Consider the following 26,400-nt stretch of genomic DNA (forward strand, 5'->3'; position numbering starts at 1 on the left):
AATCGATTCCCGACGACTGATCTTCCGAGAAGGGAATGGGGCCGGGCATCTTCCTGTTATAACCATTCAAATCAAGATAGACAGTTAGGAATTGAGGGGCATGCGACGCGAGCATCTTGCCTGGGCGGGGCTGACGGCGATGACCGTCTCGTTCGGGCTCAACTTCACGATGGGTGTGTTCTTCGCGCCGACGGCCGCGTCGTACGGGGTGTCGGCGACGGCGCTGGCCGTGGCCGCCGCGCTGGGCACCACGGTCACCGGTCTGGCGCAGCAGGGCATCGGCAGGCTGCTCGATCTCCTCGGGCCCAAGCTCGTGCTGACCGGCGGGCTCACGCTGATCTCGAGCAGCTATCTGGTACTGGCCACGGTGACCGAGACCTGGCAGTTCGTCGCGGCCTACATGGTGCTCGGCGGACTGGGGTTCGCGTCGTCGTCGACCCTCACCGTGACCACCCTGCTCGGGCGGGCACACGGTCCGCAGGTGGGCCCGGCCATGGCACGGGCAGCGATCGGCATCAATCTCGGCCAGCTGATCACGCCGTGGGCGGCGACCGCGCTGTTCGACCCGATCGGTGTGCGCGGCACGTTCGCGCTGCTCGGCGCGATCGGTCTGGGTGTCACCGCGGTGCTGTGGGTGCTGCTGCCCGCCGATCAGCGGGCGACGACCAGTGCGGGCGCCGGTGAATCGCTGGCCGACCGATGGAAAGTGCTGGTGTCCTTCGGTTTCCACGCCGCGACCCTGTACGTGGTCGTCTTGATGCTGCCGAAACACGCGGTGGAGCAGGGCTGGTCGGTGGCCGGTGCGGGCAGGCTCGTGGCGCTGGCCGCGCTGGCGGCCGGGGTGACCTCGGCGGCGATGGTGCGGCTGCTGTGGCACCACCCACCGGAATCAATACTGCGGGTGCTGTATTCGGTGCGCCTCGCCGCGCTGCTGCCCGCGGTGCTCGTGCCGGGGCCCGAGGTGCTGGTCGTGGTCGCGGTGCTGTTCGGTATCGCCTCGTTCCCCGTCATTCCGCTGACCATGGCCATCCTGTCGCGTGGTCTCGACCCCGCGCGGATGGGTCGCACGCTGGCGCCCGCGTGGGTGATCCACCAGCTCGCCGCCGCCACCGGGCTCGGCGTGGCCACCGTCGTGCACGCCCTCACCGACAGCTATCGCGGCTATTTCGCCCTCGGCCTGGTATTCACCGCCGTCGCCGTCGGCCTGATCACCCCGGTTCGCCGTCGCGCACCGGTCACCGTCTGAATCCCGCCCCGGCCGAGCTTTCCGGAGATCCCGGGCTCGGCGTGAGTATCACCCACGCAGAAAGAGATCCACGATGAACCAGGTAAGCCACCGCACCGTCGACATCCAGGGCCGGTCGGTCTTCTACCGCGAAGCCGGCGACTCCGACAAGCCGACTCTGCTTCTGCTGCACGGCTTCCCGTCCAGCTCGGCCATGTTTCGCAACCTGATCCCCGCACTGGCCGACGACTACCACGTGATCGCGCCCGATCACCTCGGCTTCGGCCAGTCGGCGATGCCGCCGGTCGACGAATTCGACTACAGCTTCGACACACTCACCGCGATCACCCTGGAACTGCTCGACACCCTCGGCATCGATCGATTCGCGCTCTACATCCAGGACTACGGCGCCCCCATCGGTCTGCGCATCGCCTCGCGCGATCCCGAGCGGGTCACCGCGATCATCACCCAGAGCGGCAACGCCTACCTCGAAGGCTTCACTCCGTTCTGGGAGGCGCTGTTCGCACACGCGAACGATCGCGTGACCCACGAGCCCGAAGTGCGCGAGCTGCTCGAGCTCGACGCGACGAAATGGCAGTACACGCACGGTGTTCCGGCCGACCGGCTCGCACTCGTCAGTCCGGACACGTGGACCCTCGATCAGGCCTACCTCGACCGCCCCGGCAACAAGGAGATCCAGCTGCAACTGTTCTTCGACTACAAGAACAACCTCGACGGTTACCCGGCCTTCCAGAAGTATTTCGCCGAGCACCGGCCGCCGACGCTCATCGCGTGGGGTGCCCACGACGAGATCTTCGGCGCCGACGGTGCCCGCGCGTATCTGCGTGACCTGCCCGACGCCGAACTGCACCTGCTCGACGCAGGCCATTTCGCGCTGGAGACGCACGGGCCCGAGATCGCCGCGCTGATCCGTGACTTCCTCGGCCGGGTGCTTGGCTGAGTCCGGTGGACGGCTGGGCGTCGTGGGGCGCCCAGCCGTCCGGGCGGCATCGAGTAACCTGGTCGGCGGTTTATCGGCCACGTCATGGGCCGTCGGCGTATCGGGGGAAACTTGCACGCACGTATTGCTCGGGTGATCGCAGCGGGTTGCCTGGCGCTGTCCGCGCCGGCCTGCGCCCAGGACAGCAGGCCCGCCGAATTCGCCGCGGCCGCACCGCTTTCCGCGTTCTACAACCCCAGTGCGGAATCGATTCCGGGACAGCGTGGTTCGGTGATCCGCGCGCAGCCGCTCACCGGCGCGCAGGCGGTGCCGGGTGCCCGCAACTACCTGACGCTGTACCGGTCGCTGGACGCGCAGGAGAAGCCCGTCGCGGTATCGGGGACGCTCGCGGTGCCCGAAGGCGTCGCGCCAGCGGGTGGTTGGCCGCTCATCTCCTGGGGGCCGGGCAGCACGGGGGTCGCCGATGTCTGCGCGGCCTCGCGCTCCGAAGGCTCCTCCCCGAGCAGAGACGAACAGGCTCGCTGGGTGGCCAAGGGGTACGCGGTCGCCAGGACCGACTACCAGGGCTTGGGGACACCGGGCGGCCACGGGTACATGATCGGCGAGACCGAACAACGCGCGATGGCCGATATCGCCACGGCGGCAAGGGAAATCGACAAGACGGTCGGCGCGCGCTGGGTGGCGATGGGGCATTCACAAGGCGGCCACGCGGCCCTGTTCGCCGCCGTCGACGCCGCGGGGTGGGCGCCGAATACGCCCCTGCTCGGCGCCATTGCGCTGGCGCCCGCCTCGCACCTGGGCGAACAGGTGCGGATGGCGAAGTGGGCGGCGTCGAATCCGCTGGGCAAGCTCGGCACGGGCGACGTGTCGGTGTACCTGCCGCTGTTGGTCCGCGGCGCCCAGACGGTGACCGATGTGGACCCCGCCCGATTCCTCACCGGCCGGGCGCAGTCGCTGCTGCCGGTCGCCGACTCCGAATGCACCGGCGGGCTGCGCGACAAGAACAAGTGGGGCGGCCTGTCGGCGAAGGACGTGTTCACCGCTGACGGCGACGTCTCCGGGCTGCTGCGAGTGCTCGACGACAACGACCCGAGCGGCCTGCGATTCACCGTCCCGGTCCTCGTACTGCAAGGCCGATCCGACCTCACCGTCCCGCTGCAGGCGACCGATGCGATGGTCGCCGAACAGCAAGGGCGGGGCGAGTCGGTCGACTACCGCAAATACGACGACGTCGACCACAGCGAGATCGTCTCCGCGTCCTTCGCCGACGCGCTCGGCTGGGCAGACACCCGCTTCGGCATCACCCGCTGAGTTTCTGGAGCGCTGGCGCGCTCGAGCGGGGGCCTTCGGGCCCCTTGGTCGTTGGTTACGCCCAGAGCAGAAGAGCCGGGTGTTTCGGGCGCGGGATCCCTACGCTCGGAGTATGGGCGAGCACAGCGGGTTGCGGGTGATTCCAGGCGGACGCGGCGAACAGCAGTCGCGGCCGGAACCACTCTGGCGTGAGGCGCTGGGTGAACGGCTGCGCGCGCTGCGCCTGGAACAGCGCTCCACCCTCGTCGACACCGCGGGCCGGGCGGGCATCTCGCCGCAGTACCTCTCCGAGGTCGAGCGCGGGCGCAAGGAGCCGTCGAGCGAGATGATCGCCGCCCTGGCCGGCGCCCTCGGTACTTCGCTGGGGGATCTCGTCGCGCAGGTAGCCGACTCCATGCGCAGGCACGCCCTCGTTCCGACGCGCGCGGTCGTGCTGGGCGGGCAACGCCAGATCGCCCCTTCGAGCTCCGCTCCTATCGCGCTGGCCCCGAACGCGGTCCTGCTCGCCGCCTGATCGGCTCTCACCGGGCCGTGGCGATCAGCCGTCCACTGCCGCGCTCGTGCGGCTGGCGGCGATCTGGCTGCGGAGTAGGTCGACGATCGCGCTGACGGGGAGTTCGGGGTCGATCGCGCGCTGCACGCCGAGGCCGATACCGAGCGAGAGTAGTTGCAGCGCGGCGTCTTCCGCGGGAAGTGGGAGTTCGAGGCCGAGTTGATCGGCCTGCGTCTGGATCACTGAGGCGAGCATCGCCGTCAGGGTGCGTCGGCGCTCGGCGAGTTCGGTGCGGATCTCGGGCATGTGCCGGGTGCTCGTCGCGAACTCGACTTCCAGTGCGGTCCAGCCGACATCACCGATGTTCTCGTCGGCCCATCGCGCGAATCCTTCGATCCGCTCCGCCATGGCGTCGTGCGTCAGCATCGCGTCCACGAGCGACTGGGCGCGCTCCACGTGGACGACGTCGAGCACGGCCAGGCCCAATTCGTGCTTGGTCGCGAAGTTGGAGTACACCGCGCCCTTGGAGAACCCGGCCTCGGTGGCCACCTTCTCCAGCGGGGTCACGTTGTAGCCGTCGGCCATGAACAGCCGTTTGGCTGTTTCGACCAGTCGTTCACGCGTGAGGGCGTGCGACTCCTTGCGCGTCATCCTGGCCATGTGCAGGAGTTTAGCAAAATGGGCTACCGCTGGAATTCAAATACCGTTAGTATTCGAAATATGACTACACGACGTGGCGTAGCGATCGGCTGTGGTGGCCTGCTCGGCTTCGCCTGGACCGCCGTAGCCCTCGACGCTGTCGAACGCGCGCTGAACTGGGACATTCGCACCGCCGATGTCCTGATCGGCACCTCCGCGGGCGCGGAACTGGTAGCGGCCCTCGGCTCCGGGCGCACCCCCGCCGACCTGCTCGCCGCCCTCGACGCGTCCCCGGATGCCGACCCGATCCTGGCCGCGCACGTCGCCGTCGATCCGGGCAAGGTTCCCCCGCTCCCGGGGCTCGGATTCCCCGGCTTCGGCCTGGTCGGCGCCGGCCTGCGCGCTCGCTCGCCGTACACCGCGCTGGCCGGACTCCTGCCGCGCGGCGGCGGTGACGCCGACTGGTTGCGTTCCTTCGGTCATGCGCTGGCCGGCCCGAGCGGCTGGGTGCGCCACTCCGCGACCTGGATCGTCGGCGCCGACGCGGCAACGGGTGCGCGAGTTGCCTTCGGCGCGGGTGACACTCCCATCGCGACGGCCGGAAGGTCGGTCGCCGCCGGTGCGCAGGCGGTCGATCTGGGTGATGCGATCGCCGCGTCCTGGGCCATTCCCGGCTGGTTCCCGCCCGTGCGGATCGGCGGCAAGAACTACGTCGACGGCGGTTCGGTGTCGTCGGTGTCGGCCGATCTGCTGGTGCCGCTGGACCTCGACGAGGTGGTGGTCATCGCCCCGATGACGTCCGAGGGCGGCGCACCGGCCACCGGCCTGAACCGGGTCGAGCGCCTGCTCCGCTCGCAGATGACCCGCGGTCTGGATCGCGAAGTCGCTCTGCTGCGCGCCGCGGGCACCCGCGTGATCCGCGTCGAACCGGGCCCCGAGGAACTGGCCGCGATGGGCCCGAACTTCATGGATTCGGCCCGCCGACCGGCCACCATCGCCGCTGCCCGCCGCAGCGTCGCGGCCCGGGTCGCCGAGGCGCTGCGCGTCTCCGCCGCGGGCCGACCCGCATGATCCGCCCGACGCGCAAGCGCCGCGTCCCGGATCCTGTCAGCTCTCGCGTCGAGGTCGGCGCACCACTCGTTTCGTTCGAAGGAGAAGTTGTATGAGCCGCCATCACGAGGTTGTTGTGATCGGAGCGGGAGTTTCCGGGATCTGTGCGGCGATCAAGTTGATCGAGGCCGGGGTCGAGGACGTGGTGATCGTCGAGAAGGCCGAAACCTTCGGCGGCACGTGGCGGGCCAACACCTATCCCGGCTGTGCCTGTGATGTGCCGTCCGGCCTGTACTCGTTCTCCTTCGCGCCGAACAGCGAGTGGTCGCGGCTGTTCGCGCCCCAGCCCGAGATCCTCGACTATGTCGACCGGGTGGCGCGCGAGCACGGGCTGGCCGAACACACCCGTTTCGGGGTGGAAGTGGTCGGTTCGCGGTTCGACGAGTCGGCGCAACTGTGGCGGCTGGAGACCAGCGAGGGCCCGCTGAGTGCCCGCTTCGTCGTGTCGGCCGCGGGTCCGTGGAACGAACCGCGCCTGCCCGAGATTCCGGGTCTGGCCGAATTCCCCGGCGAGGTCTTCCATTCCGCGCGCTGGAACCACGATTACGACCTGCGTGGCAAGCGGGTCGCGGTGGTCGGGTCCGGTGCGTCCGCGGTGCAGTTCGTGCCCGCGATCCAGCCCGAGGTCGCCGAACTGCACCTGTTCCAGCGCACCGCGCAGTGGGTGCTGCCGAAACTCGATCACCGCGTGCCCGCCTTCGAGAAGAAGGTGATGCGCCGATTCCCGTTCGCGCACAAGGCCTTGCGCTCCACCGAGTACGCGCTGATGGAAGGTCTCGGGGTGGCGTTCCGGCATCCGCGGCCGCTGATGCAGACCGTGCAGGCCGTGGGCTCGGCGTATCTGCGTGCCGTGGTGCGTGATCCGGCACTGCGGGCCAAGCTGCGGCCGGACTACCTGCTCGGCTGCAAGCGAATCCTGTTCTCCAACAGCTATCTCCAGTCGCTGACCAAGGGCAACGTCGACGTGCACGCCACCGGGGTCGCCGAATTCCGCGGCAACACCGTGGTCGGCGTCGACGGCACCACCGCCGAGGTCGACGCCGTCATCCTCGGCACCGGCTTCCACATCCTCGACACCCCGCTGGCCGACATCGTGCGCGGCGCCGACGGCCGCACTTTGGCCGAGCACTGGAAGGGCTCGCCCGAGGCCTACCTCGGCACCGTCACCACCGGTTTCCCCAACTCGTTCACCGTGCTCGGCCCCAGCCTCGGCACCGGCCACTCGTCGGCGTTCGCCATTCTCGAAGCCCAGGTCGCCTTCCTCGTCTCGGCCATCGAGCGGGCCCGCCGCGAAGGCTGGGCGGGGCTGGACGTGCGTCCCGAGGTGCAGGCGCGCTACGTCGACCAGGTGCAAACCGCGCTGGCGAGCACCGTCTACAACGCGGGTGGTTGCCACAGCTACTACATGGATGCCAACGGCCGCAACAGTTTCAGCTGGCCCTGGTCCACCGGCGAGCTCACCACCCGGGTCAGTGCGTTCGACCCCGCCGACTTCACCATCACCCACGACGCGACGGTGCCCGCATGAGCGCCCGCACGAACAACCGACGAGAGGCCACGACATGAGCTACCCACGAATCGACCTCGACGGCGCCACCATCGCGATCACCGGCGCCGCGCGCGGCATCGGACTCGCCACGGCCAAGGCGTTCGTCGAGCAAGGCGCGTTCGTCGCGCTCGGTGACCTCGACGAAGCGCTGGCTGTGCAGGCCGCCGCCGAGATCGGCGACCACGCGATCGGCCACGCGCTCGACGTCACCGACAAGGCCTCCTACACGGCGTTTCTCGATGCGACTGCCCAGTGGCGCGGCCCGCTGGACGTGCTGGTGAACAATGCCGGCGTGATGCCGAACGGTGCGTTCCTCGAACAGTCCGACCGCATCGACCAGCTCACGATGGACGTCAACGTCTACGGCGTCATCCACGGCATGCGGCTGGCCCTGCCCGGCATGGTCGCGCGGGGCTACGGCCACGTTGTGAACGTGGCCTCGCTGGCGGGTAAGTTCCCGATCAAGGGGCTGGCCGTGTACAACGCCAGCAAGTACGCGGTGGTCGGCCTGACCGCTGCCACCAGGCTGGAGATGGACGCCACCGGAGTCAGTGTGAGCGCGGTCCTCCCGTCCGCGGTGCGCACCGAACTCAGCTCCGGTATCGACTACGGCATCCTGCCCGCCGTCGACCCCGAAGACATCGCCGCCGCCGTGGTCCGCACGGTCAGGACCCGCGCGGCCGAGACCGCGGTGCCCGGGTATGTCGGCGTGCTGGCCAACGCGTCCGGTCTCGTGCCGGAGCCGGTGATGCGGGCTTTGCGCAAGGTGGCCAACGACGACGCCGCGATCACCCGCGTCGACGACAACGCTCGTCGCGTGTACCTGGACCGCATCGAAAAGCAGTGAGGTAACCACCACTCGGGTGTCCGGCGGGCGAACCGCAACTGCCACGCTGGACCGTCACTCGCCGGGATTCGGATCGGATCCGGTCGACAGTGACTGTCCAGCGTGGTCGGCGAAGCGGGAGCGGGCGATCACTCGCGCTCGTGCAGGACCTGGTCGACCAGACCGTATTCGAGCGCGGTCTCGGCGGTGAAGACCCGGTCCCGGTCGGTATCACGGCGCAGGGTTTCCGGAGTCTGGCCGGTGTGCCTGGACAGGATCGCCTCGATCGCCGCGCGCATCCGGACGATCTCGTCGGCCTGCAGGATCAGGTCGGGAATGGTGCCCTGGCCGCGAGTCGCCGGTTGGTGCAACACGATTCGAGTGTGCGGGAGCATCGCGCGGTGGCCGGGCGCGCCGCCGGCGAGCAGGACGGCACCGACGGCGATCGCCTGGCCGACACAGGTGGTGTGCACCGGCGCCTTGATGAATCGCATGGTGTCGTACACGGCGAGCATGGCGGACAGGTCGCCGCCCTCGCAGTTGATGTAGAGGCTGATCGCCTGGCCGGGGCTGTCGGATTCCAGGTGCAGCAGCTGGGCGATGAGCGCGTTGGCGACGCCGGAGTCGATGGGGGTGCCCAGGTAGACGATGCGTTCGCTGAGCAGGTGCGAGTAGATGTCGGTGATCCGCTCACCGCCGCCGCGATGCTGCGACACGACATTGGGAATCGTATAGGTCATGAGAGCGCCTTCCGGACGGTGCGGAACGAGGTGGAGTGAGGCTGCGCGGCAACAACTCTCATGCGGTGATGCCGATGCGGTGGCGGTTCGGGACGACCTGATCGAAGGATTCGACGATGTGGTCGATGAACCCGTATTCGAGTGCCTGGGGTGCGGTGAACCAGCGGTCGTGCAGGGAGTCCTCGTACACGCGGTCGAAAGGCTGGCCGGTGTCGTCGGCGATGAGGCCCAGCACCGTGTCGACGGTGTAGCGCAGGTCGTCGGCCTGCACCTCCACCTCCACCGCGCTACCGCCGATGCCCGCCGATCCCTGGTGCATGAGGACTCGGGCGTGCGGCAGGGCGTAGCGCTTACCCGGCGTGCCGGACGACAGCAGGAATTGTCCTGCGCTGCACGCTAATCCGAGGGCGAGTGTCGAGACCTCGCACGGCACCAGCCGCATCACGTCGCGGATCGCCAGCATCGACGGCACCGAGCCGCCCGGGGAGTGGATCCACAGCGAGATCCCGGCCTCGGGGCTCTGAGCGCCGAGGGTGAGTAGTTGGGTGATGAGCAGGGTGCCGTTGTCGTCGTCGAGGGGGCCGTCGAGAACGAGGATCCGGCGGCCGAACAGTTGTTCGCGGGCTCGCCAGCTGAACATCGGGGTCTTGTCGTCGTGTGCCATGGGTCCACGGTGCCTCGCGGACAGGTGATTCGCTGCCGATGCTGCTGTGGGCGGATCTGCTCTCAGCAGCGTGGATTCCGCGGTAGGGCTGCGGATTCGGGGTTCGGTAGTCCCAGGCAGGTTTGGGGCTGTGTTTGTTGGCGCGCTGGCGCGCGCGTGTCCGCGGCCCTGAGGGGCCGCCGGTCAGGCACCGGGGCTTGCTCCTTCGTCGCGTACGCAACGGCGCCTGACCGGCGGCCCGGCCGCGGACCGGCCACTTCGTGGCCGTCCCTCCCTAGGGGTCGGGAGTGCGGTGGGTGGGTTGGATGGGTGGGGTGTTGAAGAGGGGGACAGGCTGGGGGAGGCACGGGGAAGGCGGCGGGATTGTCCGGCCGCCTTCCACCGGTGTGTTCTTACTTCGCGTCGAATTCCCTTGCGCGCAGGGAGCGTTCGATGCCTGCGCGGCCCTCGGAGACGAGGCGGTACAGGGCGGGCGGGTGGTCGCCTGCGAGGAACTCGTCGGCCTTGGTGACCGCTTCCTCGGTGATCGCCCAGTGGGGGTACAGGCCGATCACGACGGTCTGGGCGACCTCGCTCGAGCGGCGGTCCCAGACCGCGGGGATCTCGGCGAAGTACTTGTCCACGTACGGTGCGAGTACCGCACCCTGACCGGCCGGTGCGAACCCGCCGACGATGGCGCGGGCGGTGATGTTGGGCACCGAGTCGTCGCCCATCACCGTGTCCCACGCCTGTGCCTTGACCTCGGGGATCGGGCGTGCGGTGGCCGCGGTGGCCGCCTGGCGCTTGCCCGCCGCGGTCGGGTCGCCTTGCAGTTCGGCGTCGATGGTCGGGGAGGCCAGACCGTCGGCGTCGATCTGGCCCGCGGCGGCCAGCGCGGTGATGACGCGCCAGCGCAGGTCGGTGTCGACCGTGAGACCGGGCAGCCCGGCTGCGGCCGGGTCGGCATCGAGGAGCTGCGCCAGCACCTCGATGTGGCGCGATGCCAGCTTCGCCCCGGTCAACGCGTTGACGAAGGCGAGCTGATGGTCCGAACCCGCCTCGGCGGCGCGGGCCAGCTCGAGCAGCCGGTCGGCGTATGCCGCCCAGCCTTCCTGGTCGGCCCACGCCGGGTCGGCGTAGCTCGAAATGGCGGTGTTGGCCTGCATGAGCAGCCGCTGCACCACCCCGATCTCGGATTCGGAGCCGATTCCGCGCTGCACGAGCGCCACGAAATCGCGGGCCTTCATCTCGGCCTGACGGGTCATCTCCCAGGCTGCCGACCAGGCCAGCGTGCGCGGCAGCGAGTCGGCGATGTCACCGACGCGCTGCACGACCACGTCGAGCGAATCGGGGTCGAGGCGCAGCGAGCAGTAGGTGAGGTCGTCGTCGTTGACCAGTACCAGCGCACCGCGCGGCACGCCGACGAGCTCGGGCACCTCGGTGCGCGCGGCGGCGTCGAGGTCGAGTTCGACTCGCTTGGTACGCACCAGCTTGCCGTCGACATCGTCGTAGACACCGATGGCGATCCGGTGCACGCGGTACTCGCCCGCGCCGGGCGCGGCGCCTTCCTGCTCGACCGCGAAGCTCGAGAACGTGCCGTCGGAGGCGACGGCGAAATCGGGGCGAAGGATGTTGAGGCCGGTGGTCTTGAGCCATTGCGCGCCCCAGTCCGACAGGTCACGCCCCGACGCCTTCTCCAGCGCCGCGAGCAGATCGTCGAAAGTGGCGTTGCCGTAGGCATGTTCGGCGAAGTAGTCGCGCAGGCCCGCCAGGAACGGCTGCAGCCCGACATAGGCGACGAGCTGCTTGAGCACCGAAGCGCCCTTGGCATAGGTGATTCCGTCGAAGTTGACCTCCACCGCGTGCAGGTCGGGGATGTCGGCGGCGATCGGGTGGGTCGAGGGCAGCTGGTCCTGGCGGTAGGCCCAGGACTTCTCCACGTTCGCGAAAGTGGTCCAGGCGCTGGTGTATTCGGTGGCCTCGGCCTGGCACAGCACCGAGGCGAAGGTCGCGAACGACTCGTTCAGCCACAGGTCGTCCCACCACTTCATGGTGACCAGATCGCCGAACCACATGTGCGCCATCTCGTGCAGCACGGTCTCGGCGCGACGCTCGTAGGACGCCCGGGTCACCTTGGACCGGAACACGTAGTCCTCGAGGAAGGTGACAGCGCCGGCGTTCTCCATCGCGCCCGCGTTGAACTCCGGCACGAACAGCTGGTCGTACTTGCCGAAGGCGTACGGCACGCCGAAGTTGTTGTGGTAGAACTCGAAACCCTGCTTGGTCTCGGTGAACAGGCGCTCGGCGTCCATGTGGTCGGCCAGCGACGCACGGCAGTACAGACCCAGCGGGATCTCGCCGCTCGCGTCGGTGAAGGTGTCGGACCACTTCGCGTACGGGCCCGCGATCATGGCGACCAGGTAGGTGCTCATCCGCGGGGTGGTGGCGAAGGTGTGGCGCACGACCGCGCCGACCTTGTGCTGTTCGATATCGGCGCCGTTGGAGATCACCACCCAGTCCTCGGGCGCGGTGGCGACGATGTCGAAGGTGGCCTTGAGATCGGGCTGATCGAAGCAGGCGAACATCCGCTTGGCGTCAGCGGTCTCGAACTGCGAGTACAGGTACACGTTGTCGTCGGTCGGGTCGACGAACCGGTGCAGACCCTCGCCGGTATGCGAGTACTCGCAGTCGGCCTCGACCACCAGCTCGTTGTTCTCGGCCAGACCCGGCAACGCGATCCCGGTCGACTCGTCATAGGCACTCACATCGAGCGCGACTCCGTTGAGCACGGCCGACCGCACGCGCGGCGCGACCAGATCGATGTAGGTGCTCGCACCGGGGGTGGCGGTGAAGCTGACAGTGGTCGTCGACCCGAAGGTGTCCGACACCTCGGACCCCGCTCCGCGCGGCTGATCGGTGAGGTCGAGTTCGATCCGGTAGTTCTGCACGGCCACCACGGCCGCGCGTTCGACCGCCTGGTCGCGGGTGAGATTCGGGGCGGACATTGATCTCCTTCGTCGTCGACGAACACGGCACGGTAGTTCGGCGTCCACAATGCCACTTGCCGTCGGCGCCCGCTCACGAGTTTCCGGCGACGGGTGGGCCGGGTAGGCCTGATACCGGCTCCGGGCGGGCCGGTAGAGTTCGGGGAAACCCGCAGGTACCGCACCGGAGATTCGGAGGCTCGACGTTGAAGCATGTGCACGCCGGGAAAGTTCGTGACCTCTACGAGGACGGCGACACCCTGCTGCTCGTCGCGTCGGACCGGGTGTCGGTCTACGACGTGGTGCTGCCGACGTCGATTCCGGACAAGGGCGCGCTGCTGACGCAGCTGTCGAACTGGTGGTTCGAGTACTTCACCGGAATCCCGAACCACGTGGTCTCGGCGACCGACGTGCCCGCGGAGTTCGCCGGGCGCGGGATCCGGGTGAAGCCGTTGAAGATGCTGGCTGTCGAGTGCATCGCGCGGGGGTATCTGACCGGGTCGGGCCTCAAGGAATACCAGCGGTCGGGGACCGTGTCGGGGATCGCGCTGCCCGCGGGGTTGCGTGATGGCGACAAGCTGCCCGAGCCGATCTTCACGCCGTCGACGAAGGCGTCCGAGGGACACGACGAGGCGATCAGTTTCGCCGATGTGGTGAACCAGGAGGGCCGTGAGGTCGCCGAGAAGCTGCGCGATCTGACCCTCGAGATCTACTCGCGCGGGGCCGAGCACGCGGCGAAGGCCGGCGTGATCGTGGCCGATACGAAGGTCGAATTCGGGTGGGACGGTGATGTTCTCACCCTCGGTGACGAGGTGCTGACCTCGGACTCCTCGCGTTTCTGGCCCGCCGACGAGTGGGAGCCGGGCCGCGCCCAGAGCTCCTTCGACAAGCAGTTCGTGCGCGACTGGTCGACCTCCACCGGTTGGAACAAGGAATACCCCGGCCCGGAGATCCCCGCCGATGTCGTCGAAGGTACTCGCCGTAAGTACGAAGAGGCCTACGAGCGCATCACCGGTCAGAAGTGGGCGGGAATCCAGCCGTGAGCTGAGGCGGTGCCGGTCGATGCATCGGCGCCACCGTACTCGGCCCGTGAGGCGCGGCGCCCGCTCGGCGTGGTCCTGTGTCAGTGCACGGGTGCGTCGACGCCTTTGACCGCGCAGATGTGGTCCATGTTCTCCCTGCCCCACGCGCCGAGTGTGGCAAGGGCCGCGTTGAGTGACACTCCGCGGTCGGTGAGTGAGTACTCCACCTTCGGGGGAACCTGCGCGTAGACCTCGCGATGGATGATCCCGTCGTGTTCGAGCTCGCGCAGTTGCTGGATCAGCATTTTCTCGGTCACGCCGGGAATGAGGCGTTTCAGATCGCCGAAGCGCTGGGTACCGGTGGACAGGGCCCACAGGATCAGCGCTTTCCACTTACCGCCGACGACGTCCAGGGCGGCGTCGAGTTCGCAGGAATACGGACGCACTCGCTGCGGCATGATGTCCTTACTTACCTTTTAGTGGGTATTGCACTTCATAGTCGGTACTTGTCGATTGTAGCGCAGCGGGCGAATCTGGAAGTGCGTTGCCGAACCGGCAGCAAGAACTTCGACGCGAAGGCAGTCATGACGAATTCCAAGTCGGCACAGCATGTTTCGTTGATCGGTCTCGGGGCGATGGGCACCGCGCTGGCGAAGGCGCTGTTGGCGGGCGGTCACCAGGTGGTGGTGTGGAACCGCACCGCGTCGCGGGCCGACGCGCTGGTGGCGCAGGGTGCGCGGGTGGCCGCGACCGCGGCCGAGGCGATGGCGGCGGCCGATCTGGTCATCCTGTGTGTCCTCGACGATGCTGCCGTGCGCGAGCACATCGAGCCCGCCGCGGCGCTGCTGCGGGGCCGAACGGTAGTCAACCTGACCACGACGACTCCTGAGCAGGCGCGCTCGCTGGGCAGGTGGGCCGCGGCCAACGAGGTCGAGCTGATCGACGGCGGCATCATGGCATCGCCCGAGATGATCGGCGGCCCGGCTTCGCTCGTGATCTACAGCGGGGCGACCGCGGCATTCGATCGTCACCGGTCGGTGCTGGAACTGTTCGGCAGGGCCGAATTCGTCGGCGCGGATCTCGGTGCCGCTGCGATGTACGACCTGTCGATCCTCGGCGGGATGTATGCCATGTTCGCCGCGTTCCGCCAGGGCGGCACGATGGTTCGCACCACCGGCGGTACCGCGGCGCATCTGGCCGCGCTGATGGTCCCGTTCCTGCAGGCGATATCGACCTCGCTGACCGCGCAGGCCGTCGGCATCGACGCCCCCGCCGACTACGTGCAGATCCAGAGCGACGAATTCACCGCCGCCGCCATCGATCTGATCGACAAGGCGGCGGTCGAATCAGGCACGTCCACCGACCTTTACGGTGTGCTGCGCCGTACGCTCACCGGGCTCTGAGCCGATTCGCGCCGCCACCGAGAGCCTGCGGTGGGCGGCGGGATCAGCACCCGAGGTTGGTGTTCGGCCGACCGGAGCGGTTGCCCGGTCGGCCGAACGGTCGCTTCAGGCGGCGACGCGACTCGCGGCGAGCAAGGCGTCGACGAAGCCCTCGGCTTTCGCGTCGAAGGCGGCGTAGTGGGTGGTCCGCGCGTCCCCGCTGATCGCCTCGCCGATCACGAGATTGCCTTTGTCGTCGAGACTTTGGGGCTGCTCCTCGGCATCGGGGAGCAGGCCGACCCGCGAGTCCGCGAAACCGCTGTAGTAGGCCAAGCCCTCGTTGAGCTGGGCTTCCAGCAGTTGCTGCATGCCGGGGATGATCGCGTCATCGGCGGTCGCCCCGGCCAATCCGAGCCACAGGATGCGCTTGCCTGCCAGGCGCGGCTTGCTGCGGCCGTAGGCGAAGCCGTAGTTCCATACGGCATCGATCCAGCCTTTGAGCAGGGCGGGCACACTCTGCCAGTAGACCGGGAACACCACGACCACGACGTCGGCGGCCAGCATGCGCCGCATGTGCGCCTCGGCGGTGGGGGAGTAGACCTTGTCGCGATTGCCCCACTCGGGCTGGTCGGCGACAGTCATCCGCGGGTCGAAGTTCTCGGCCCGCAGATCGAGGAAATCGACCGTGTACCCGGCGGCGGTGAGGCGGCCGGCGGCGCGGTCGGCGACATGGGCGGACAGCGAGTCGGAGCGATGGTGGCCGAGGACCACGAGCGCGGTGGGGCCCGGTGCCGAGGTATCGGTGGTACTCGATCCGGTGGTGGTCAGTTCGGCGGTGGCAGTCGTGGTGGCGGCGGACTGGGTCACGGTGAGCTCCTGTTCGATCGGGTGCGGGCTGGTCGGCCCGGTCGCTTCAGTCAACCGCGGATCGTGTGGACGATCTATGGGTGATCATCTCCGGTCGATAGGAATTCGTCTACGCTGGTGGGGTGGACCCGTTGAGTTCGTTGCTGAGCGGCATTCGTGCCGAAGGATCGGTCGTGGCCCATGCCGTGCTGCGCCCACCGTGGACGATTCGCTTCGCCGACCGTGCGCCCCTGATCATGGTGACGGTGCTGCGTGGCGGCGGCACGCTGGTGCTCGCCGATGGATCACGCACGAGTCTGATCGCCGGTGACACCGCGCTCGTGCAGGCGGGTGAACCCTTCCACCTGGCGGACACGCCTGCCGCGCTCGACCGTCCGCACGAGCGCTACGAGCTGTCCTGTTTCGTGCCGGACGGCTTCGGTCCCACCGACATCAGTTGCGCGACATCGGAATTGATCGTCACGCCATCGACAACCGGTGCGCCGGGCGAGACTTCGCTGCTCGTCGGCGCCTACCGGGCATCGGGGCGACGCCACGAACGGCTGTTGCGAGCGCTACCGCAGGTGATGGTGGTCCACGAAGACCCTGAAATGTGCTTGTGGCTCGAACAATCCGCGGCCGACGCGGTCCGGTTCAGCGCGGGCTCGCAGGCACTGATGGATCGGCTGCTGGACTGGGCGCTGGTCTGCACGCTGCGCTCCTGGCTCGCCGAACAGCAGCACTGCGCGCCGGCGTGGTACCGGGGGATGGCCGACCCGATCGTCGGCCCGGCACTCACCGCCATCCACGACCGGCCGTTCCACCGCTGGACCGTGGCGAGCCTGGCCACCGAGGCGGCGGTCTCGCGCGCCCTGTTCGCTCGGCGCTTCACCGAAGTGATGGGCGAACCGCCACTGGCCTACCTCACCGAATGGCGCATGGCCGAAGCCGAAGAACTGCTCGCCGACCCCGCGCGCAGCGTCGCCCAGGTAGCGACCACCGTCGGCTATTCCGATGCGTTCGGCTTCAGCGCGGCCTTCAAACGACTCCGCGGGACGAGCCCCACCGAGTTCCGGGCCGCGCTGGTGTAGGGCGGGCTGTGTGCCCGTCGGCAGGTGGGTCAGTTCCTCGGTGCGAGCAGGACCAAGGGGATCTCGCGCGTGGTTTTCGTCTGATAGTCGGCGTAGCCCTTGTAGGCCGCGGTGACCCGAGGCCACAGTGTCGCGCGTTCGTCGGGGGTGGCGACGTGGGCTGTCATCGGGCGTACGGGGCCGTTGCGCAGTGACACCTCGACGTTCGGGTTGTCGCGCAGGTTCACGAACCAGGCGGGATGGGTGGGGTCGCCGCCGCGGGAGGCGACGATGACGATCGTGTCGCCGTCGATGATCGGCGCGGTCAGCATGACCTTGCGCGGCTCGCCGGATTTGCGGCCGATCGTGGTGAGTTGCAGGGACGGCATCCCGAAGAACGAGTTGCCGATACGGCCGCCGGTCACCGTGAGCAGTGTGCGGTGGACTCTGTTCATGATCTTCAGCTGCAGGTCGCTGGGCATAGCTGAAATCTACTCCGATCTCAGTGCAGCTGATCGGTGAGGCGGGTGAGGAAGGGGCGCTGGCCTTTGCCGAGCTTTTCCTGCGCCGTGGCGGGGTCGAACCAGTCCGCCCGGTCGATCTCGGGGAATTCCGCGACCTTGCCCGACCGTGGCGGCCACTCCATCTCGAATGTGCCCGGCACGACGTCGGCCGGGTCGAGGTCACCCTCGACCGCCCACACGGTGAGGTACTTGCGCTTGGTCCCGCTGCGATAACTCACCTCACCGAGGTCGATCCACTCGCCCTCGGGCACCGGCAGCCCGAGTTCCTCGGTGAACTCCCGCCGGGCGGCGTCGCGCGCGGACTCTTCCTCGGACAGGTACTCGCCCTTGGGAATCGACCACGCCGACGCGTCCTTCTTCGCCCACAGCGGCCCACCCATATGCCCGAGCAGCACCTCGATCCCGGCCTCGACACGGCGATACACCAGCACGCCCGCACTGAAAACGTCCGTCATCGGAGCGAGTCTGCCAGGCGCCGGCTCGCGCGACGCCGCCAGCCTGGGCGACGGCGAAAGCAGGCTGTACACCGGCGAATTCGGGCCGCCGACGACGGACGACAGCTCCTGATGTCACGCGTCGCCCGCTCGCAGACGTGCGGCGCGCAGCAACAGGTAGTCGCGTTCCGGCACGCTGGCGGTCTGTCTGGCCGCCCGCTGGTATTCGCGCACGGCCACGGCCTGCTCGCCCGCCATTTCGTGAAGATGCCCGCGCACGGCGGCGAGGCGGTGCGAACGCGACAGCGGTTCGGCGACGCTGTCGGCTACCGCCAGTCCCGCCGCCGGACCGTGCACCATCGCGGTGGCGACCGCACGGTTGAGGGTGATCATCGGGTTGGGGGCCAGACGTTCGATCATGGTGTAGAGCTGCAGGATTCGCGTCCAGTCGGTGTCCTCGGGGCGTCGGGCCTGCGCATGCAGGGCCGCGATCGCGGCCTGCATCTGGTAGAGGCCCGTCAGCCCGGCAGGCATGGTCGCGGTGAGCAGGCGAAGGCCCTCGGTGAGCTGGGGGCGGTCCCAGCGGGAGCGGTCCTGCTCGGTGAGCGGGATCAGCTCGCCGTGGGGTCCGCAGCGGGCGGCGCGGCGGGCGTCGGTGAGCAGCATCAGCGCGAGAAGCCCGGTGACCTCGGTGTTCTCCGGGAGCAGCGTGCGCAGAGCGCGCGTGAGCCGAATCGCTTCCGCCGACAGGTCCCCGCGACGCAACCCCGTTCCGGCGGTACTGGTGTGCCCCTCCGTGAAGATCACGTACAGCACCTGCAGCACCGCGCTCACCCGTGTGCTGTCGTGCGCGCCGTCGGCGAACGGCCGGTCCGATTCGGCCAGACGCTTCTTCGCCCGCGAGATACGTTGGCCCATAGTCGATTCCGGGACGAGGAAGGCCGCGGCGATCTCCGCGGTACTCAGGCCGCCGACCGCTCGCAGCGTCAGGGCCACGGCTCCGGCGGGCGGCAAGTCGGGATGGCAGCACAGGAAGTACATGTCGAGGGTGTCATCGCTCCCGGCCGCCTCGACGGGCACATCCCGCACGAAAACCGTTGTCTCCCTGCGTCGCCGCGCCACCTCGGCCCGCACCGCGTCGGCCATCCGCCGCTGCGCGACCTGGATCAGCCAGCCACGCGGATTGTCCGGAAGTCCGTCGCGATCCCACTGGGTCGCCGCTGCGAGCAGCGCGTCCTGCACCGAATCCTCGGCCAGGTCGAAATCGCCGAAGCGGCGGACCAATACGCCGAGGACCTGCGGCGAAAGTTCACGCAGCAGGTCCTCGATGCGCGGAGTCAGCGTGTCGCCTCAGGCCACGTCGGGCGCGCTCATGATCTGGCGCACCTCGATGTATTCCCCGATCGGCTTGCCGCCGGGGCCCGGCGCCGCGGAGGCCTGCGCGGCGATCTCGACCGCGCGCTCGACAGAATCGACATCGACCACCCAGAAACCGGCCAGGAACTCCTTGGTCTCCGGGAAAGGCCCGTCCGTCACGACCGGCGCCGAGCGACCGTCGGAGCACACGATCATCGCCTGATCGGGTGCGGCCAGGCCCTGCGCGTCGACGAGTTCGCCCGCGGCGGCGAGTTGTTCGCCCAATGCCCGCTGGAAGTCGATATGGGCGGCGATGTCCTCGGGTGCCCACTCCGGCAGCGGGATATCGCAGTAGGCGGTCTCGGAATAGGTCTTGACCAGCATGAATTTCATGGTTCGGCTCCTGCTCGTTGCGCCCAGGCGGCGCGTTCGAGGGTTGGTCGGAGCCGAGGAACGGACTTCGACACCGCCATCGATGTGAAGTGGATCACAGGGGTGTGCTCGTGTCCGCCAGCCGGTCGGGGTCGACGGGTTCCGCCGATCCGATCAGCTGCTTGATCCGGTCGGTCACATCCCACACATTGACATTCATTCCCGCGCGCACCCTGTTCTGCGTGTCGAGCCAGAACGCGACGAACTCGCGCTCGTCGAGATCGCCACGCACCACCACCCGCACATCGTCGCCGCGTCCGACGTAGCCGGAGTACTCCATCCCGACGTCGTACTGATCGCTGAAGAAATACGGAAGCCGGTCGTAGACAGCGGTTTTGCCCAGCATCGTCTTCGCGGCGACGGCGGGCTGATTCAGCGCGGTCGCCCAGTGCTCGATGCGGATCGGCCGGTGCAGCAGCGGATGGTCCTGCTCGGCGATATCGCCCACCGCGACCACATCGGGGTTGCTGGTGCGCAGGGCCGCGTCCACCAGCACGCCGCCGTCGACCGCCAACCCGGCCGCTGTCGCCGCCTCGATATTGGGCTGCGCGCCCACCGCGACCAGCACCGCCTGCGCGGGCACCACGGTGCCGTCGCCGAGCCGCACGCCGGTGGCCTCGCCGTCGTCGGTGAGGATCGCGTCGACGGAGGTGTTCGTGCGCAGGTCGACGCCGTGCGCGCGATGCAGATCGGCGTAGAACGCGCCCATCTCGGGGCCGAGCACGGTGACCAGCGGCAGGTCGGCCGTCTCGATCACCGTCACGTCGATACCCTTGGCGCGGGCCTGCGCGGCGACCTCGAGACCGATCCACCCGGCCCCGATGATCACCAGGCGGCGATCCGTGCGCAGTATCTCGAGCAGCGCGTTCGAATCACCGATGGTGCGCAACGTGTAGACATTCGGGGCCTCGGCGCCGGGAATGTCGAGCGTGCGGGCTCGCGAACCGGTGGCGAGGGCCAGTTTGTCGTAGTCGAGCGTGGAACCGTCGGGCAGTGTCACCGTCTTGGCGATCGGATCGAACGCGGTGGCGGTGGTGCCCAGCCGCAGGTCGATGTGGTGATCGCGGTACCAAGCGGCCGGATCGACGGTGAAATCGGGCAGTTGCTGGGTGCCCGCCAGGTGCTGTTTCGACAGTGGCGGACGCTCGTACGGCAGCTCCTCTTCGGCGGCCAGCAGCGTGACGCGGCCGTCGAAATCGTTGGCGCGCAGGGCTTCGGCGATTTTCGCTCCGCCCAGACCTCCACCGATGACGACGAAATGCTGATTCGAGCTCATGAACGGACCCCTTCTCGCGGACGACCCGGACCCCTCGCAACCCGAGCTTAGTGCGCGTTTTCACCCACGGGAACGATTCCGGCGGCGATGCGGTTGCACCAATCGGTGGGGCGACCCGACCCGCCACAGCTGACCCGAGAGGAACCCATCGTGAGCGAGCAGGCCACCAAGGATGTCGCCGATTTCTGGTTCGACCCGCTGTGCCCGTGGTGCTGGATCACCTCGCGGTGGATCCTGGAGGTCGAGAAGGTGCGCGATATCGAAGCGCGCTTCCACGTGATGAGCCTGGCGGTGCTCAACGAAGGCAAAGACGACCTGCCGCAGCGCTATGTCGACATGATGGCCGCCGCGTGGGGCCCGGTTCGGGTCGTCACCGCCGCTGGTCAGAAGTACGGCGACGAGATCCTGTCGCCGCTCTACACCGCGCTGGGCACCCGGATCCACGACCGCAAGGCCGAGTACCAGCGCGAGACGCTGCAGGAGACCTTCGACGCGGTCGTCGCCGACGCGCTCGCCGAACTGAACCTGCCCGCCGAACTCGCCGAGGCCGCGAACAGCACCGACTACGACGAGGCGTTGCGGGCCAGTCATCACGCGGGCATGGACAAGGTCGGCCCCGATGTCGGCACGCCGACCATCCACATCAACGGGACCGCCTTCTTCGGGCCGGTGCTCTCGCGCATCCCGCGCGGCGAGGACGCGGGCAAGGTGTGGGACGGCGTGGTCGCGCTGGCCTCGTACCCGCACTTCTTCGAGCTCAAGCGCACGCGCACCGAGGACCCGGTCTTCGACTGATCAGGCAATCGGGGGTGCCCGCACCGGCACCCCCGACCGATCAGACCGGCTTCGGCGGCAGCGCGGGTGGCGTCGAATTCAGCGGATACCCGCCCTGTGGCGGAATCATGCCGGGATGCCGCGCGCTCGGACGCCAGAACATCGGGCCCGGCTTGCTGCGATCGCGCAGCGCCCACATCCGCCAGGTGAGCACCGGGTGGCTGGCCATCGCGTTGACCAGCCAGATGAAACCACCCCGGTCGAGCGCGGCGCGGTCGGCCATCTCGTCGACACCGACATCGGTATTGAGGTACTTGCCCGCGGCGAGCGTCGCCATCGCGGTGGACGCGCCGTGCGGCCGGAAGCAGAAGCCGTGATTGTCGGCGGTGTACTCCTGGGCGCGGATCAGCGACGACCCCAACACGGGTAGCCACGGCGCGACGAACATGCCCAGCTGGCGCCAATACGAGACGTGACCAGCGGCGATATGCCCGACTTCATGCCCGATGATGAAGGCCAGTCCGTCGGGTTCGCGCGCGGCGCCGCCGATTTCGAACAGGTCGCTGTAGACCACGACGAACCGGCGGAACCCGTGCCCGGCGGCGAACGCGTTGATCTGGCCGTTGCCCAGGATGACGTAGGCGTCCGGCGCCTTGTGCATCCCGAATCGCGCCGCCGCCTCCTGCACCATCCGGTAGCCCTCGGGGAACTGGGTGGGCGACATCTTCACCCCGTTCACGCGCTGGGTCGCGAGATTCAGACCGCGACCGGCCCACAGCAGCACCGGCGCGAACAACAACAGCAGCACATACGGACTGGTGACGATCGAACTGGTTTGTTCCACGCCTTTCTCGTCGACGATGGGATCGGCGAACAGCTCGACCGTCATGAGCAGGAGCGCGAGCAGGTACGCGACCGCGGTGATCATGATGACGACGATCAGCAGCGGGATCTCCCACGGATGCCGGGCGGGGCGATCCCACGGCATCAGTCCGCGCGGTCGGTGCTGCGGCGGTGCGGGCGGACCGCTCGGCGGGTAGTAGCCGGGGGCGTACTGGCCGGGCGCGACCGGCGGATACGGACCAGCCTGCGGCTGCGGTGGGCTGTCCTGCGCGGGGAAACCGCCCGTCCGTGGATCGGGCTGGGCCCAAGGAGAGAGCGGCGCAGTGTCCTTGTCCAGTGACGGTGTTCGGTCGGGCTGCTGGCCGGTGTGCTCCGGCGGGGAACCTGCTGAATGCGGGAAATGCGGTTCGTGCGGGTGCATGAAACGACTCTAAGCGGGCCTGCGACAATCGCAGCCATGCGCGTTTACCTGGGTGCCGACCATGCCGGTTTCGAACTGAAGAATCACGTCAAGGCTCATCTGCAGGAGGCCGGAGTGGAGGTCGTCGACTGCGGCGCCCTCGAATACGACGCTCTCGACGACTACCCCGCCTTCTGCATCGAGGCGGCCCGCCGCACCGTCGCCGACCCGGGCTCGCTCGGTCTGGTCTTCGGTGGCAGCGGCAACGGCGAGCAGATCGCCGCCAACAAGGTCGCGGGCGCCCGCTGCGCCCTGGCCTGGAGCGTCGAAACCGCCGTGCTGGCCCGCGAACACAACAATGCCAACCTGATCGGCATCGGCGGCCGCATGCACTCCACCGCCGATGCGCTCGCCATCGTCGACGCGTTCCTCGCGGCCGTTTGGTCGGACGAGGCGCGCCACCAGCGTCGCATCGACATCCTCGCCGACTTCGAGAAGACCGGTATCGCGCCAGAGGTCCCCGCATACTGACCCGCCTCCCCGAGTATTTTGGCCAGACCCGTGTGCGGGCCGCGTCGGAGACGCGGCCGGTGGTGAGGTGGGTGTCGGGTCAGCCCGTGCCCGGTGAGTTATCGATGTGCTTGCGAGATCAGTTGGTGAGTTCGAGAAGGGTGTGCTCTTTTGCCTGAGGGGCACACTCTTCATCGGATAGCGCAGCTCCATCACCGACGGTTTTCCGGTGGGGTGGTGCGGGTTTCGAGTCCGCAGGGACGGTTCGCCGAAGGGGCTGCGCTGGTGGACGGGCAGGTGCTGGAGCGGGCCGAGGCCTACGGCAAGCATCTGCTGCACCACTACGCGTCCGGGCTGACGGTGCATGTGCATCTCGGGCTGTACGGCACCTTCAGCGAGGTCGAGTTGCCGATGGTGGCGCCGGTCGGGCAGGTGCGTATGCGAATGGTCGGTGCCGCGACGGACTTCGGCACCGATCTGCGCGGGCCGACGGCGTGTGAAGTGCTGCTGCCGCCCGAGGTGGACGCGCTCACCGCACGCCTCGGCGCCGACCCGTTGCGTGCCGACGCCGATCACGAACGAGCGGGCGCGCGAATCCGCCGCTCCCGCAGGGCGATCGGCGCACTGCTGATGGACCAGGCCCTGATCGCCGGCGTGGGCAACGTCTACCGCGCGGAAGTCCTGTTCCGCCACGGCATCTCACCCTTCCGCCCCGGCACCTCGATCACCCCCGCCGAATGGGACGCGCTCTGGGCCGACCTGGTCGACCTCATGCCGATCGGCGTCACCACCGGTCGCATGCACGTGGTCCGCCCCGAACACGACACCGGCGCACCGTCTTACACCAAAGACCGCCCCCGCACCTACGTCTACCGCCGCCAAGGCGAACCCTGCCGAGTCTGCGCGACCCCCATCGCGCACCAGGTCATGGAAGCCCGAAACCTCTTCTGGTGCCCCACCTGCCAGCCCCGCTGACAGCCGCCGGAGTGATCCTCGCCGGTGTGCGAGCATGGTCGGATGACGCAACTCGGGTCGGAATACCATGGCGCCGAAGGTGATCCGCGCTATCCGTCACCGCGCAAGTTACGCAACGTGGCGGCCAACGTCGCCGACATCGTGCTTCCCTACGGCGTGCTCGTCGTCGCGTTCGTCGCTGTTGTGCTTCTCATCGGTCACGAGGGGATCCTCGACATGGATGATCAGGCCCCGGTGATGTTCGGGTCCATGATCGTCCTGGTGGGCCTGCTGGTGACCAACGCCACGGTGCTGCCGAGTGTCTTCGGCGCGACCGTCGGTCAACTCCTGATGGGCCTGGTGTGGATCCGCGGCACGGATGGCCTCAGTCCGAGCGCACGTGACATGTGGCGAGCATTCTGGCAGCACCGCACCATTTTTCGGCTCGGTGGCGTCGCTCAGTGTGCGCCACTGATCGTCGTGGTGCGCCGATGCGACACCACCGAGGATCGGTCTACGGTAGTGGCCGACGCCCCCGGCCACGCTGCGGTCGACTATCTCGAACACTGAGCGCACGGCCACGGTGGGCCATCAACGCGGTCGTAGTCAGTCGGGGCCGCGTACGGACTCCATCGATGCACGAGTCGACCCGGTCGAAGTCGGCTGAGCCGGACCGCGAAGTGCAGGCTTCGCGATCCGACTCAGCCGGCGACCGCCGTTCCCAGTTCGGGGTCGCCCGATTCAGCGAGCGCGAAACGCCGCCCGCCCGCCGATTTCGCCGAGTACATCGCGCGGTCGGCGCGACGCAACAGGTCGGTGAAATCGCACGTCTTTCCCGGTGGGCAGAACGCGGTGCCCACGCTGGCCGAAACCGGCACCGGGCCCGCGCTCGACCACACCGGATCACGCAGTGCGGCGACCACGCGGTGTGCCAACTCGCCGAGGGTGTCGCGGCGCGGGTTGGCCGCCACGACGAACTCGTCGCCGCCGTATCGGCAGATCACCGTGTCGGGCGGGCACACCTCACGCAAGCGGTTGGCCAGTTCGACCAGTACCTCGTCGCCGATCGCGTGTCCGTAGCCGTCGTTGATCTGTTTGAAGCGGTCCAGGTCCACCACCAGCACACCGACACCGCGGCTCGGGTCGGCGGCGAACGCGCGCACCCGTTCTTGCAGCAGCGTGCGGTTCGCGAGATCGGTGAGGGCGTCGTGGGTCGCCTCGTGGCGCAAGCGGTGCTGCAGCGCGGCGATCTCCTGTACGCGCAGTGACACTTTCGCCGAGATGTTCTGTTCCTGTTGCGCCAGAGCGCGTTCCTGCAGAGCCTGTGCGTAGCTGTCGATGGCCTGGCTGGCCACCAGCGGCCAGCGGGTCGCCACCAGCGAACCCGGAACCCCCGAGGGGAAGCCGAGCAGCCAGCGACTGGCATGGGCCAGCATCCTGGTGCGTTCGAACGGCGCCTCGGCCAACCGCGCGCCGAGCTTGCGCGCCTGTGGAACCGGGAACGGTTCGGTCCGAGCCAGGTGCAGCAGCCGCTCGACGATGTCGACGAGCACCGGCTCCAACTGGTGCGGCGCCGTGGAAGAGCCCGGTTCGGCGCAGACCGCGCGGGCCCAGGCGCGGGCCATCGCGGCGACCGGTGGCTCGATGTGGACAGTCATCGACATCACCGGCAATTGGTGGCGACGAACTTGCCACCTCGATCATTCGCACTGCTACGCGGTTGGGTCCACCGAGTTCGGCACACGCTCACCGCCCCCTTTCCAGATACCCCCGTCCGGCAAAAAGGATCCTAGCAAGCCACCCGAGACCGAAAAGTCACGTTCTGGAACGTGTTCTCTGATCTCTCGCGAATGGCGATCGGCTATGACATCGCTACAGCGTCTCCGGCGTTACACATTTCCCGAAAAGAATTTCGGGAGCCGAAAACGTGCAGCGTGATGCCCTCCGCTGGGCGGTGGACGTTGCGTCGCCATGGGTCCCTCCTGGCACGGGGTGCGAGTCGTGACGATGTGGCAGTAGTCGTCACGCGCACTCTCATGGTGGCCTACTCGCCGCCCACGTGCCGGGTTTTTAAGGAAAATTCTCCTATTTAATCC

Annotated in this window: 26 protein-coding genes and 1 pseudogene; 14 read left to right on the top strand and 13 right to left on the bottom strand. The window is 68.3% G+C overall.

Features of this window, described 5'->3' with window-relative positions:
- Window positions 1-100 precede the first annotated feature (100 nt).
- The 4 genes from ACFVJ5_RS31990 (at window position 101) to ACFVJ5_RS32005 (ending at window position 4,011) form a co-directional block, all read left to right on the top strand.
- Window positions 101-1,246: an MFS transporter gene (locus ACFVJ5_RS31990; protein WP_379225936.1), complete on the top strand. Its 1,146-nt coding sequence runs from the start codon at window positions 101-103 to the stop codon at window positions 1,244-1,246.
- A 73-nt stretch (window positions 1,247-1,319) separates the two neighbouring features.
- Entirely contained in the window at window positions 1,320-2,186 is an 867-nt protein-coding gene (locus ACFVJ5_RS31995) for an alpha/beta fold hydrolase (protein WP_379225938.1), read from the top strand.
- A gap of 132 nt (window positions 2,187-2,318) precedes the next feature.
- Window positions 2,319-3,497 carry an alpha/beta hydrolase family protein gene (locus ACFVJ5_RS32000; protein ID WP_379225940.1) on the top strand — a complete coding sequence of 393 codons (1,179 nt, stop codon included), beginning with the start codon at window positions 2,319-2,321 and terminating at the stop codon, window positions 3,495-3,497.
- 112 nt (window positions 3,498-3,609) lie between these two features.
- The gene (locus ACFVJ5_RS32005; RefSeq protein ID WP_379225941.1) at window positions 3,610-4,011 is read left to right on the top strand and encodes a helix-turn-helix domain-containing protein; all 402 of its coding nucleotides are present in this window, start codon (window positions 3,610-3,612) and stop codon (window positions 4,009-4,011) included.
- A gap of 24 nt (window positions 4,012-4,035) precedes the next feature.
- Here ACFVJ5_RS32005 and ACFVJ5_RS32010 read toward each other — a convergent pair whose 3' ends face one another.
- Window positions 4,036-4,650, bottom strand: a complete 615-nt coding sequence (locus tag ACFVJ5_RS32010) for a TetR/AcrR family transcriptional regulator (protein WP_379225943.1) — start codon at window positions 4,648-4,650, stop codon at window positions 4,036-4,038.
- Between the two features lie 60 nt (window positions 4,651-4,710).
- On the opposite strand from ACFVJ5_RS32010, the gene ACFVJ5_RS32015 reads away from it, so the two are divergent.
- From ACFVJ5_RS32015 to ACFVJ5_RS32025, 3 genes and pseudogenes are all read left to right on the top strand, one after another.
- Window positions 4,711-5,700, top strand: a complete 990-nt coding sequence (locus ACFVJ5_RS32015) for a patatin-like phospholipase family protein (RefSeq protein ID WP_379225945.1) — start codon at window positions 4,711-4,713, stop codon at window positions 5,698-5,700.
- Between the two features lie 91 nt (window positions 5,701-5,791).
- Window positions 5,792-6,454, top strand: a pseudogene (locus ACFVJ5_RS32020) (flavin-containing monooxygenase); the annotation flags it as partial.
- Between the two features lie 847 nt (window positions 6,455-7,301).
- Window positions 7,302-8,135: an SDR family oxidoreductase gene (locus tag ACFVJ5_RS32025; RefSeq protein ID WP_379225947.1), complete on the top strand. Its 834-nt coding sequence runs from the start codon at window positions 7,302-7,304 to the stop codon at window positions 8,133-8,135.
- Window positions 8,136-8,263: 128 nt separating this feature from the next.
- Here the strand turns inward: ACFVJ5_RS32025 and ACFVJ5_RS32030 are convergent, their stop codons facing one another.
- The 3 genes from ACFVJ5_RS32030 to pepN all read right to left on the bottom strand — a co-directional run bounded on the left by ACFVJ5_RS32030 (window position 8,264) and on the right by pepN (window position 12,502).
- On the bottom strand, window positions 8,264-8,854 hold the full coding sequence (locus ACFVJ5_RS32030) for a ClpP family protease (protein WP_379225949.1): 591 nt from the start codon (window positions 8,852-8,854) through the stop codon (window positions 8,264-8,266).
- A 58-nt stretch (window positions 8,855-8,912) separates the two neighbouring features.
- Complete coding sequence (locus tag ACFVJ5_RS32035) at window positions 8,913-9,518, bottom strand: ClpP family protease (protein ID WP_378972049.1); 606 nt, start codon at window positions 9,516-9,518, stop codon at window positions 8,913-8,915.
- Between the two features lie 392 nt (window positions 9,519-9,910).
- Window positions 9,911-12,502, bottom strand: a complete 2,592-nt coding sequence (gene pepN, locus ACFVJ5_RS32040) for an aminopeptidase N (RefSeq protein ID WP_379225951.1) — start codon at window positions 12,500-12,502, stop codon at window positions 9,911-9,913.
- 185 nt (window positions 12,503-12,687) lie between these two features.
- Here pepN and ACFVJ5_RS32045 point away from each other — a divergent pair, with 185 nt between their 5' ends.
- Window positions 12,688-13,524: a phosphoribosylaminoimidazolesuccinocarboxamide synthase gene (locus ACFVJ5_RS32045; protein ID WP_379225953.1), complete on the top strand. Its 837-nt coding sequence runs from the start codon at window positions 12,688-12,690 to the stop codon at window positions 13,522-13,524.
- A gap of 80 nt (window positions 13,525-13,604) precedes the next feature.
- On the opposite strand, the gene ACFVJ5_RS32050 is transcribed toward ACFVJ5_RS32045, so the two are convergent.
- Window positions 13,605-13,961: a winged helix-turn-helix transcriptional regulator gene (locus ACFVJ5_RS32050; protein ID WP_379225955.1), complete on the bottom strand. Its 357-nt coding sequence runs from the start codon at window positions 13,959-13,961 to the stop codon at window positions 13,605-13,607.
- 21 nt (window positions 13,962-13,982) lie between these two features.
- Here ACFVJ5_RS32050 and ACFVJ5_RS32055 point away from each other — a divergent pair, with 21 nt between their 5' ends.
- Complete coding sequence (locus tag ACFVJ5_RS32055) at window positions 13,983-14,906, top strand: NAD(P)-dependent oxidoreductase (RefSeq protein ID WP_379225957.1); 924 nt, start codon at window positions 13,983-13,985, stop codon at window positions 14,904-14,906.
- A gap of 105 nt (window positions 14,907-15,011) precedes the next feature.
- Here ACFVJ5_RS32055 and ACFVJ5_RS32060 read toward each other — a convergent pair whose 3' ends face one another.
- A complete protein-coding gene (locus ACFVJ5_RS32060; protein WP_379225958.1) occupies window positions 15,012-15,806 on the bottom strand; it encodes an NAD(P)H oxidoreductase in 795 nt (264 codons plus the stop codon).
- Window positions 15,807-15,874: 68 nt separating this feature from the next.
- Here ACFVJ5_RS32060 and ACFVJ5_RS32065 point away from each other — a divergent pair, with 68 nt between their 5' ends.
- Window positions 15,875-16,822 (top strand): AraC family transcriptional regulator, encoded by a 948-nt coding sequence (locus ACFVJ5_RS32065; RefSeq protein WP_379225960.1) that lies wholly within the window; start codon window positions 15,875-15,877, stop codon window positions 16,820-16,822.
- Window positions 16,823-16,851: 29 nt separating this feature from the next.
- Here ACFVJ5_RS32065 and ACFVJ5_RS32070 read toward each other — a convergent pair whose 3' ends face one another.
- From ACFVJ5_RS32070 to ACFVJ5_RS32090, 5 genes are all read right to left on the bottom strand, one after another.
- A complete protein-coding gene (locus tag ACFVJ5_RS32070) occupies window positions 16,852-17,283 on the bottom strand; it encodes a nitroreductase family deazaflavin-dependent oxidoreductase (RefSeq protein WP_379225962.1) in 432 nt (143 codons plus the stop codon).
- Window positions 17,284-17,303: 20 nt separating this feature from the next.
- Window positions 17,304-17,780: an NUDIX domain-containing protein gene (locus ACFVJ5_RS32075; RefSeq protein ID WP_379225964.1), complete on the bottom strand. Its 477-nt coding sequence runs from the start codon at window positions 17,778-17,780 to the stop codon at window positions 17,304-17,306.
- A 114-nt stretch (window positions 17,781-17,894) separates the two neighbouring features.
- A complete protein-coding gene (locus ACFVJ5_RS32080) occupies window positions 17,895-19,100 on the bottom strand; it encodes an RNA polymerase sigma factor (protein ID WP_379226037.1) in 1,206 nt (401 codons plus the stop codon).
- Between the two features lie 9 nt (window positions 19,101-19,109).
- The gene (locus tag ACFVJ5_RS32085; RefSeq protein ID WP_266298409.1) at window positions 19,110-19,508 is read right to left on the bottom strand and encodes a YciI family protein; all 399 of its coding nucleotides are present in this window, start codon (window positions 19,506-19,508) and stop codon (window positions 19,110-19,112) included.
- Between the two features lie 94 nt (window positions 19,509-19,602).
- Window positions 19,603-20,823: an NAD(P)/FAD-dependent oxidoreductase gene (locus tag ACFVJ5_RS32090; RefSeq protein ID WP_379225966.1), complete on the bottom strand. Its 1,221-nt coding sequence runs from the start codon at window positions 20,821-20,823 to the stop codon at window positions 19,603-19,605.
- A 150-nt stretch (window positions 20,824-20,973) separates the two neighbouring features.
- On the opposite strand from ACFVJ5_RS32090, the gene ACFVJ5_RS32095 reads away from it, so the two are divergent.
- Window positions 20,974-21,618: a DsbA family protein gene (locus ACFVJ5_RS32095; RefSeq protein ID WP_379225968.1), complete on the top strand. Its 645-nt coding sequence runs from the start codon at window positions 20,974-20,976 to the stop codon at window positions 21,616-21,618.
- A gap of 40 nt (window positions 21,619-21,658) precedes the next feature.
- Here the strand turns inward: ACFVJ5_RS32095 and ACFVJ5_RS32100 are convergent, their stop codons facing one another.
- Window positions 21,659-22,861, bottom strand: a complete 1,203-nt coding sequence (locus tag ACFVJ5_RS32100; RefSeq protein WP_379225970.1) for a M48 family metallopeptidase — start codon at window positions 22,859-22,861, stop codon at window positions 21,659-21,661.
- Window positions 22,862-22,897: 36 nt separating this feature from the next.
- Here ACFVJ5_RS32100 and ACFVJ5_RS32105 point away from each other — a divergent pair, with 36 nt between their 5' ends.
- From ACFVJ5_RS32105 to ACFVJ5_RS32115, 3 genes are all read left to right on the top strand, one after another.
- Complete coding sequence (locus ACFVJ5_RS32105) at window positions 22,898-23,371, top strand: ribose-5-phosphate isomerase (protein ID WP_379225972.1); 474 nt, start codon at window positions 22,898-22,900, stop codon at window positions 23,369-23,371.
- Window positions 23,372-23,521: 150 nt separating this feature from the next.
- Window positions 23,522-24,325: an Fpg/Nei family DNA glycosylase gene (locus ACFVJ5_RS32110; protein WP_379225974.1), complete on the top strand. Its 804-nt coding sequence runs from the start codon at window positions 23,522-23,524 to the stop codon at window positions 24,323-24,325.
- Window positions 24,326-24,367: 42 nt separating this feature from the next.
- Window positions 24,368-24,874, top strand: a complete 507-nt coding sequence (locus tag ACFVJ5_RS32115; protein ID WP_379225976.1) for a hypothetical protein — start codon at window positions 24,368-24,370, stop codon at window positions 24,872-24,874.
- 131 nt (window positions 24,875-25,005) lie between these two features.
- Here ACFVJ5_RS32115 and ACFVJ5_RS32120 read toward each other — a convergent pair whose 3' ends face one another.
- A complete protein-coding gene (locus ACFVJ5_RS32120) occupies window positions 25,006-25,962 on the bottom strand; it encodes a diguanylate cyclase domain-containing protein (protein ID WP_378629970.1) in 957 nt (318 codons plus the stop codon).
- Window positions 25,963-26,400: the final 438 nt, after the last annotated feature.

This window comes from Nocardia sp. NPDC127606 (assembly GCF_042671725.1).
Lineage (GTDB): Bacteria > Actinomycetota > Actinomycetes > Mycobacteriales > Mycobacteriaceae > Nocardia.